At 51.4% G+C, this 9,384-nt stretch carries 10 protein-coding genes; 3 read left to right on the forward strand and 7 right to left on the reverse strand.

The window, feature by feature from the left end:
• Positions 1 to 122 precede the first annotated feature (122 nt).
• The 6 genes from ACTQ34_RS06275 to ACTQ34_RS06300 form a co-directional block, all read right to left on the reverse strand.
• Entirely contained in the window at positions 123 to 1,145 is a 1,023-nt protein-coding gene (locus ACTQ34_RS06275) for a replication-relaxation family protein (protein WP_441363019.1), read from the reverse strand.
• Positions 1,146 to 1,160: 15 nt separating this feature from the next.
• Positions 1,161 to 3,302, reverse strand: coding sequence for a type IV secretory system conjugative DNA transfer family protein (locus ACTQ34_RS06280; RefSeq protein WP_441363020.1), 2,142 nt, complete (start codon positions 3,300 to 3,302; stop codon positions 1,161 to 1,163).
• On the reverse strand, positions 3,292 to 3,516 hold the full coding sequence (locus tag ACTQ34_RS06285) for a hypothetical protein (RefSeq protein ID WP_441363021.1): 225 nt from the start codon (positions 3,514 to 3,516) through the stop codon (positions 3,292 to 3,294). The genes ACTQ34_RS06280 and ACTQ34_RS06285 overlap by 11 nt, the downstream gene beginning before the upstream one ends.
• Before the next feature lie 3 nt (positions 3,517 to 3,519).
• Positions 3,520 to 4,224, reverse strand: coding sequence for an MT-A70 family methyltransferase (locus tag ACTQ34_RS06290; RefSeq protein ID WP_441363022.1), 705 nt, complete (start codon positions 4,222 to 4,224; stop codon positions 3,520 to 3,522).
• 150 nt (positions 4,225 to 4,374) lie between these two features.
• The gene (locus tag ACTQ34_RS06295; protein ID WP_441363023.1) at positions 4,375 to 4,773 is read right to left on the reverse strand and encodes a hypothetical protein; all 399 of its coding nucleotides are present in this window, start codon (positions 4,771 to 4,773) and stop codon (positions 4,375 to 4,377) included.
• Positions 4,770 to 5,081: a hypothetical protein gene (locus ACTQ34_RS06300; RefSeq protein ID WP_441363024.1), complete on the reverse strand. Its 312-nt coding sequence runs from the start codon at positions 5,079 to 5,081 to the stop codon at positions 4,770 to 4,772. Before ACTQ34_RS06300 ends, ACTQ34_RS06295 begins: the two co-directional genes overlap by 4 nt.
• 294 nt (positions 5,082 to 5,375) lie before the next feature.
• Here ACTQ34_RS06300 and ACTQ34_RS06305 point away from each other — a divergent pair, with 294 nt between their 5' ends.
• A complete protein-coding gene (locus tag ACTQ34_RS06305) occupies positions 5,376 to 7,766 on the forward strand; it encodes a hypothetical protein (RefSeq protein WP_441363025.1) in 2,391 nt (796 codons plus the stop codon).
• 1 nt (position 7,767) lies between these two features.
• On the opposite strand, the gene ACTQ34_RS06310 is transcribed toward ACTQ34_RS06305, so the two are convergent.
• Positions 7,768 to 8,376 carry an HTH domain-containing protein gene (locus ACTQ34_RS06310; RefSeq protein ID WP_441363026.1) on the reverse strand — a complete coding sequence of 203 codons (609 nt, stop codon included), beginning with the start codon at positions 8,374 to 8,376 and terminating at the stop codon, positions 7,768 to 7,770.
• 281 nt (positions 8,377 to 8,657) lie between these two features.
• Here ACTQ34_RS06310 and ACTQ34_RS06315 point away from each other — a divergent pair, with 281 nt between their 5' ends.
• Both ACTQ34_RS06315 and ACTQ34_RS06320 read left to right on the forward strand, forming a co-directional pair.
• Entirely contained in the window at positions 8,658 to 8,900 is a 243-nt protein-coding gene (locus ACTQ34_RS06315) for a hypothetical protein (protein WP_441363027.1), read from the forward strand.
• 52 nt (positions 8,901 to 8,952) lie between these two features.
• A partial coding sequence (locus ACTQ34_RS06320) for a helix-turn-helix domain-containing protein (RefSeq protein ID WP_441363028.1) occupies positions 8,953 to 9,384 on the forward strand: 432 nt, incomplete at its 3' end.

Raw genomic sequence — 9,384 nt, forward strand, 5'->3', positions numbered from 1 at the left:
GATTAAAGTTGATATTTCTGGTACCCCTTACGGGGCAGATTGGTTTGTTTTGGGAATTGGGGGCTTGCGGTATGTAAGCGGGCAGGCTTTGAAGTCCGCCACTTACATACCGCAAATCTCTATCAGCAGAGCTCCTTGGTGTCAATAAACTGGCGGAGCATCTTCTCCAGTTCGTCCGGGGTAATCACAAGGAACATTTTGGGGTGTCCCTGTAAGCTCTCCCGGATACAGGCTTTTAAGTTTTCCTTGCGCTGGCTGTCCTTTACGATCCACACCACCAGCGGGAACATCTCGGTGGCTTTCTGTTCCAACCCGGTGTAGTAATAGCGGAGATACGTATTGCATTTTTCCAACACCTGCGGCATGGACTCGCTGCCCAGATCCATTTCAATGAACCACCGGTCTTCGTAGCCGTCATAACCTGTGACCGCAAAGAGGTCTGGCTTCAAGTAACAGGTACGGTTATCATCACGGTACTTCCGCCAGCAGGAGGGTTCCGCGTCTACCAGCTCCAGCGAGAGGTCTTCGCTGTCCCGGCAGAGGCAGATAAGCTGAACCGCGCACTCGGCAATGGCGAGGGTATGGTGCAGGAACAGCGCGGACGGCTCGGAGAACCGTTTGCGGGGCTGCGTGTCGGGGTCGTGCAGGACGAGCAGCCGCTGTCCCGCCTCGGTGAGATGCCAGACCTGTACCGTGGAGCCGCCGCCGTAACCTCCTACCCGGCGCTCCAGCGGACGGATAAGGCCGTGGCCGCTGAGCCGCTGGAGCAGAAGATTCTGCTGCCGGGTCTGAGAGGTCTTGGTGCTGCAATCCGTGATGTATAGCCGCCCAATCTGCGTGGAGGTGAGAAAGCGGTATTTGCGGATGGCCTGCAAAACAGCATGGTCACGGGCGGATAAGCGCGCCTCGATTTCCTCCAGTTGCTGGCGGGTCAATTTGGTGTTCTTGGACTTGACGGGGCGCGCCGCCGCCGAGTGGGATGCTATCCCCTGTAAGGGGATAGAGCCGCCTCCCTTTGTTTTAGAAACCTCCGATGTCTCCGGCACTTTCTCGCCGCCAAACTCCGGGCGAGTGGATGGGCGATTGGATGGGCCGGAAACAGGGGTGGATAGTTGATTTTTGCTTGCTTTATGGTTTTCTTTCATGGTGTTCTCCATAGGTTAAAGTTTCTTTCTGCGCCCGATAGGCGCTTCCGTTACTGCCGGATCTGGTTCCGGTTCGGGGCGGGTCATCAGGCGGATGAGGGCGGCCTCGGTTTCCTCGGCGGGAACGCCATAGCGCCTCATGCTCTCCGCCTTGATCTCCGCCGCCATCCGGATGGGCGGGGCAGGCGGCATGGTCTGCCCGCTGATCCAGCCGGTATTCCTGCCGCCGGATTGGAAGCTGGTATAGATTTGGTAGCGGGGCAGGGTCATAAAGTCCAGCGGGAGCAGCTCCGGGGCCTGGGCCGCCATATCTTTGGCGTCATCGCTGTTCAATCCGAAGATGATTTTATTTCGGCAGTTGGCGTCGATCCCAGCCTTGATGTCCGGCGGGAGCTGGCCCCGGTACTGGTGCGCCACAGTGTAGGCTACGCCCAGCCCTCTGGCCTGTGCCAGTGCATCCGAGAAAGAGGTGGGCAGAGATAAGTAGTCCTGCAGCTCGTCCACATAGACCGAAACCATATGCCGCTTTTCCGGCGCGACGTTGGCCCGTGAGAGGGCGAGCGTCCAGGTTAGGCCCACGATAAGGCTACCCAGCAAACGAGCCGACTCCGCCCCGATTAAGCCCCGGTTCAGCGGCACTAAAACGATCCGTCGCTTCAGGAATAAGTCCGCCAGAGAAAACTTCGGCTCAGACTGCCCAAGGACATTGCGAAGTCCTGGACGGTAGGTGATCTGCCGCAGCTTGTTCAATACCGGCGCGATTTCGGTGCGCCGCTCTGAGTCCCTCATCGCGTCGTAGTGCCGCCAGAAGGGTTCAAGGGCAATGGGGTCTTTCACTTGGCTGACGATTTTTTGCCGGAAGTGTTCATCTGTAAGTAGTTGGGGCAGCCACAAGAGATTGGCTCCCTTTATCTGTGCCAGTGTGAGCAGTGCGCCGCCGAGTACATCGGCAGACCGGATGCCCCAGTTCTGGGCGAACAACTCTTGGAACACCGCAAGGATGGCGTCCGCCGTAAGGGAGGGGTCTTTGTTGTACATCAAGGGGTTAAAACCTACCGGCGAGGGATCGGAGGGGTCTATGACCACCACATCGTCTTTGCGTTCCTCCGGGATACGCTCTAACAGGTCTGTCACGAGGTCGGCCTTGGGATCGAGGACGAGAACGCTGCGTCCGGCGCGGATATCTGATAAAATCAAATGCTGCATGGCGGTACTTTTGCCGCTGCCGGTAGGCCCGAGGAGAATCGTGTGCTCCAGAGCATCTTTAGGGGCGATGCTGAGCAACCTCGGCTCGGTGTCCAGCGTAGTAGCAAAATGCCGCTTTTCTGAGGCGAATCTCGGCTCCCTGTACCACTTGGGCGGCAGGAGCAGCTTGGGGTGTAATCCCGGCGTCCCCGGCAGTTCCTCCTCCCCAGCGGGGAGCAGCAGAAAACAGGCCAGTTCTTTTACGGACAGCCTCAGCGGCATCCGCCACGGCAGAGAAGCGGCGTCCAGATGCTCCGGCTGTTCCTTGTCCGTGTGGATATGTACCCCAGCGGACTCCAGTGTGCGGAGCGCGGAGATGATGTTATGCAGCCGGGTGGTGGTGTGGTCGCCGGAGATGCCGATGCGGATGACAGCGTCATAGGTGTACTGCTCCGCCTTCTCCCGGACGGCCTTCCTCTGTTCCGGCGAGGCGTTGTGGACGCTGCCAAGCATTGCCTGGAGCCAGGTGGCGTTGGGGTCTGGCAGATTTTTAGGGGTGGTGCTGGGGGCGAAGGCCGCCCCCAGCACGATTTGGACAACACATTCCGCGTCAGACTTGGCTCCCGTCATGGCGGCGAGGGTAGCCCGGATCATAGCGGCGGACACCTCGGTATTGAGGGAAAGCACCGGCTTGGAGATTTTTACCTTCCGCGCCTCCGCAACTGGCTCCCGCTGGACGTTTTCGGTGAACTGGACATTAGCGTGGGCCTTGAACACCTCCTGCACCCGGCCCACAGACCACTTGGGCGTCCCGACAAGATACCGCATCCGGCCAGCCTTGCACCGAGCCTCCCACACCACCGGCCCACGGGAAGTGAGCGCGGCGATGTGGGTGAGGATATTGAACAGCGTTTCCATTTCATAGGGACGCTGGATAGACACCTCCCGCCAGACGAGCTCCTTAGTAGTCATCTCTGTCCCTCCGCCATTTGTAAGTGCGATAGATAATGACGATGATGGCGGCGGTTACTCCGATAACGATCAAGGGAACGCGGATGCAGATCAGGGTCTCGATGGCGATTTTGAGGATAAAAACGCAGATACAGAAGACAATTACGCCCTCCACGAGTTTCCCGAACAGGCCGCGATCCGTGTCGCTCTTGTCCTTTTCTTTGCTGGATTTCATGCATCACACCTCCTCCTTGGTCTCATCAGGTTTGACGATAGGCTGGTCTGTGGTTTCGTCGCTATGTTCAAACGAGTATTTGGGGACGGGATAGCCGGGGATGAAGATGTCCGCACCGGCAGGTTCATAATGACTGGCCTGCACCTCGTTTCCCCAGCAGTACCACTTCTCGGAACTGGCCGGACGCTTCCGGCAGAACAGCTCCAGATAAGGCCCCGGTGATACACGTTCAATTGCGCTAATGACCTCGCGGGGCTTTTCGCTATGCGTGGTAGGATAGCCGATAAAAAAGTTAATTTGATTGCGACTTTTCGGGGGAAGTTTTCCGCGTACAGCAAAGAGACACATTTCACTTGCGTTCCTCAAATAATTTCCGGTTCCCATGCGGCACTTGGCCCATGTATAACATGAAATTTGTTTAAAGCCCCACGCTTTGATGACTTCCAATCCTTCATCGATATTGGAGTTGGTCACCCAGAGCCAGAGGTGGGCATTTTCGTCCGCAAGGTCTGCCACAGGCATATTCTTGATGCGCTCCAGCGACATCAAATCATAATGCCCGAGCGCACCACCGTAGCCGCCCGCAGACGTCTGGTTCTTCGTCCACGGCGGATCGGCAACGATACATTTGAATTTGGGGATCTCCGGAATGTTCTCAGGCACCCGGCAGATCGCCGGGGCCGTTCTCTCAATCTTGTGTTTTTCCATATATTTGAACTCCTGTCTAAAATGTTTTGTAATTGGGCGTTTTCCCGTTTATACCATGAGGCACGAAAATCCGCGCCGATGGAATCAAAAAGATTTTGACAAAGTGTCCAATTCTTTTTTGATTCAATACCGGAAACAGCCTGAAACGGTTCAAAACCGGTCCTGACGCCAATCTTCACCGTCCTGCGTCCACTCCGCCCGCCGGTAGTACGGATCGCTCTGCGGGTTACGCCGGGTGGAGGCGTCTGTGCGGTGGAGCCGGGCGATTTCGGCCATCTGCCGCTGTGCCTCCAGCGCCATGAAATCGATCCGAAGGCTCTGCCAGGCGGCGCTACGCAGGGCGGAGATCTTCGGATCTTCCGGCTGCGGCACGATCTCGGCGGGCTTCTGAGGCGGCTCCACCTGAATGGCGGCAGCCTGTTCCTTTTTTCTTTGCAGCTTTTTCTTCTCCTGACGGTGTGCGTAAACAGCCACGATGACAAAGGGGATAATCACAATGGCGAGAAAGAGAAGAAGCTCTTTATCATACGGCACGCTGCTATACATCACCGCTCACCTCCCGTCCAAACATATTTCAGTGCCAATTTTGCATAGGTTTCGACAATAAGCCTATACTCCTCACTCCCTCGGGGAGCGACCTGGCAAAAATAGTCCTCGCTCATGGCAAGGGCGGCAGTGTTGCTCATCACCTGCTTGGTGAGGGCCGCATACAACTGTCCTTGAAGGGCCGTGTGCTCCGCCAAGGCCAGGCTGGTCTCCGCCAGTTTGGAAATGCCCTGATTTAATTGCTCGTCCTGATATACCGGGGCGGCATACGTGGTGCCATACGGAACGGTCTGCATTTGATATGTACTCATGATTAAAATCCTTTCTGCCTCGCGAGGACTTGTGTTTTTTTGACGTCGGGATCAGTGTATCAGACCCGAATGCACCAAAACGAAAAAGTCGGGAAAGGTCGTGAAAAGTCAAAATCTCCCCAAAAAAGAAAAGCCCCCGTGCTCACGCACGAGAGCTAGGGGTTATTGCTTACCAATTAGGCCTCCCAAACCTTGATGTACTCAGTACCATAAGAACCGTATACTCACCCCTGCTCCTCGTTGAAAAAGGTTACAAAAACAAGTATAATGATAGAGTGAAAGGGGGCGGTGGAATTGGCTGATGAGCGTAGCGAGTTTGAAGAGTTTCTGGCTAAATATGCACGAAAGACAATGGATGTGCTGGGGGCTGCGCAGATTCTTCTTGACGAAAAAGACGTCAATTATAGAGCAATGACTGCGGATGCTGCAAAAGCACTTTTGATAAAACTCACTTTTGACAGATTTGGTATCGGTGAGGAATCCGACATCGTTTTATGTTCATTGGGGCTGTTGGAAGGATACGATGCGTTGGAGTTGACCGAGCGGCGTTTAAAATATATACGGGAATCAAATTTCATCGAGAAAAAAGCGAAAGAGACATCGTCCCGTGATCCGAATGACCTCGATAGGGATTTAACACCGCTTGAAAATAAGTATTATCGGGAAATGGAGCTTTTCTTTCTTGGGAATATCTCCAAAGGAGAGATGGCGGAGAAATATTTTGCGGATGCAAAAAGAGAACATCTGGAGAAATCCCGAGTTGGCTCAAATCGTTTACAGGTGAAATTGCCGAAGCCCTCGTATTTGATTACCGAGTCTCTGCGGGGCATCAATTTTGGCCTTAAAAATCCAACATTTATAGGACGAGAAGACATCCTTAAACAGATAGAGAAGAATTTCAAAAAGAAAAAGAACCTGCAGCTTATTTACGGTATGGCTGGCGTAGGGAAAACGCAGATTGCGAAACAGTACGCCTATACTCATCAGTTCGCTTATGGTATTACAGCTTGGATCGAAGCGTCTGATGCGGAGTCAATAAGAGAGAGTTGTGCAGACATTTTGCAAAGGATAGGATGGCATTATGAAGGTGACATCCGTATCGCATTTCTTTCCTGCTTCGAGCAGCGGAATGACTGGCTCCTTATTTATGACAATGCCGACTATCTGGACAGCGCCAATGAGGGGGCTGGTAAAGCAAAAAAACTGCTGGAAAGTTATCTGCCAAAAAATAATGGCCATATCCTGATCACCACGCGCTGCAACAAGGATTTCATGGGCGCTGCGCGGATACCCGTAGGCGTATTTTCTCCCGAGCTGGCCGGTCGGCTGCTTGTGGAGGTTTCGGGCTTTGAAGCGAATAGTGATGTAGATAAACTGGCTGAGAAACTTGGTTATCTACCGCTGGCATTACAATATGCGGCGGCCTATATTCGGGAATATTGTAGTTCCTATCGGGAGTATCTTGATCTTTGGGAAGAAAAAGGTATGCTGCTGTTCGATCAGGATGACGGGGATCTTGCGGAACAAACTGTCCGTAAAGCATTCCATATCACTTTGGACAAGTTGAAAGATGATATTGTGGCGGTAGATTTTCTACACCGCCTTGCCAGTTTGAATGTTAATGCACTCCCCCTAAAAGATTATCTTGAAGCAGTTGAAGAACAGCCGGAAACAACATATTACGACCACGTTTACCATGATCCATTTGACGGTTGCGAGATAGTAAGGTTGCTTGATGAACAGCATAAAATCAGAGAATACCTTATTGAAGAAAAGCTGGGAAACGGATATGTGAAACTAAGAAATATACAGCTTCAAGACGCCCCCACACAGGAGCCGGATTCTGAGATGATTGATGCCAGAGTTGTTGACGCTGATTATCTGCATCCCGCTTTAAGGGACCCGATAAGCCGAAACAAACTCATTCAGAAACTGAAATCTTGCTCCCTGATTGAGTGGGATAAGACGAATGTTTATACGCATCCGCTTTTAAGGGAAATTATCTTTGACGAGATGACCGTTCAGGAAAAGTCCAAGTGGTATAGTGAGTTTTTTACGCCATTATTATTAACGTCGGCGCATCGTAAAGCTGACAACAAAGAGGCAGCCAGAGAGTTACTGTTTCGCTCAATCTGCATTAAACTGGGATTGAAAAAAGTCGATAGCAACAAAAAATCTGAATCCCTGATATGCGTAGGTGATGATTATTTTGAACGGGTAGAATGCCATTTTAAGTTTGGACCGGAAATGGACTCACTTTTGATTGATGTTCTGTCGCTAAACGATGAGGATTTCACGAGAAAGTTCTTCAAACTTCGCCACGAGTTAGAAAAACAAGGGTATATTTCTAGGTTTTCAGGCTACAGTTCTCGTGATATCGTGTGCGAACAACTGGCCGTGATGCTTAACTGCGATATCGTATATCGGGCTTGTCAAGCGCCGAAACAATACACTAAGGGGGATAAAAAATATTTTGTTGGACACATTCATCGCAGTGAATGTACCGGCGTGATGGAAGAACCGGTAGAAGAAACACTATGTGAAGCTGCGCGTGCGGCGATTGATATTTGGCTGACTGATATTGACGACGACAATGAACGATGGCGAAAATTACAAGAACTAATTACTGACGAAGATACTGACTGGTGGATCATCGCTTTGCCTTCACAAAACGAGAACATTTAATTTACTGCAGCCTGCTCCTCGCGGCCTCTGCTGTCGCTTGGAGCAGGCTGTTCACGCATCGGTCTCCCCGCCGGACATCGCAGTGCGTATCTTCGCCCCATCTGCGGATGATCCCGACGCTTTTATGAATATATGCCTCGACCCGCTCGCTGTTCGCCTCCGGTGCTGGCATCCCCATCGGCAGCCATGTAATCTCCAACCTTGGGTACGCCGCCTCCACAATTTTGTAGAGCAGCCCTTGATTATTACGGTCTGCGCAGATCTGGCAGAAGATTTCCTTGTGCCGGGTCATAAAAATGAGGATCGCATAAAAAATACGGCCATTGGGATTGGCCGTGGTTCTGGAGAGGAGCTTGAGCTGGTCGTCCAGCCCGGAAGAAAACTCCTCTACCAGTACCTCCTCATTGTTGATAATCGCCTGGTTGATATTGGGATGGTGGTTATAGATCGTCTGCCGGGACAGCCCCGCCGCCTTTGCTACCTGCCGCGCCGTAATCCTCCCACGATGCCGCTTCAGAAGCTTTAGAATTGCACTTTGCATCGCACATTCGCTGCGTTCATACCGGCGGTTGTGCGGAGTTTTACGGTTTTGCTTTTCGATGCCCATCATACTCATAATAACACGGCGGCGCAAAAATGAGCAAAAAGCCCGCAAAAATCCTTGCAAAATGCTTTTGTGTGGTATAATTAAAGTGCAGTAACTAGATAATTTTGTAATATTATCTGTTGAAATTTAGATAGAGCGATTAAATGGCGCCATGAGGCAATTAAAAGCTCTGTCGAGATTCAGCAAAGTTATTTAGTTACTGCACCCTCGTGGTGCCATTTTTTGTTATAGATGGTGGCGCCTCGCGGGCTTAATAACAAGAGAGGTAACAAGCAGAGGTAAAAATGAAGGCCATACAAACAACAAACAATCAAGGGGGAAAGTTAAGTTCAAAGTTTCACTTTAGAAACAATAATTATATTAAACACAGTCGCAACCGGGTCAATCCCAAATTTTGTGTAAACGCTAAATTGTGGTGCAAAATAGAGCAAAAATATTTTAAGGCGGGAGCGGCGCAAGCTGCTGCCGCCTTTTCTACAAAAATAACAGCGCTTCGAGGGGATGTCAAGGGCGGAGGCGTTAGCTGAACTGCACCCCAAAAGTTGGACAAGAAAGTCAACGAAAGGGGTGCAGAAATCTATGGGAAAAGAATTGTTCAGTGAGGAATTAAAATTAGCAGTTGTTCAGTATGTACTGGAAGGGCATACACGCAAAGAGGCATCCGAGAAATTTTGCGTATCCTGTACGCCGATTGAAAAATGGGTAAACTTGTATAAGCTGCATGGTGCAAAAGGACTTCTAAGCAGAAATCTGGTTGGCCGACAAAAAGGCTTTGATGGCGAGTTTCGCCTAAAAGTGTTACAATACAAGCAGGAACATCACTTATCCTGTACACAGACAGCTATGCACTTTTGCCTTGATGTTGTAACAGTGTGCCGGTGGGAGAAGAAATTCCAAAAAGAAGGTGCACGGGGACTTATGAAAAAGCAGGCGACAAAAGGTAGCGAAAAACGACAAAAGAAGCAGGAACAGTCGGAGCTGCAACAGGAAAACAAGCGGCTGTCAGAAGAA

The organism is Agathobaculum sp. LCP25S3_E8 (assembly GCF_052117165.1).
GTDB lineage: Bacteria > Bacillota > Clostridia > Oscillospirales > Butyricicoccaceae > Agathobaculum.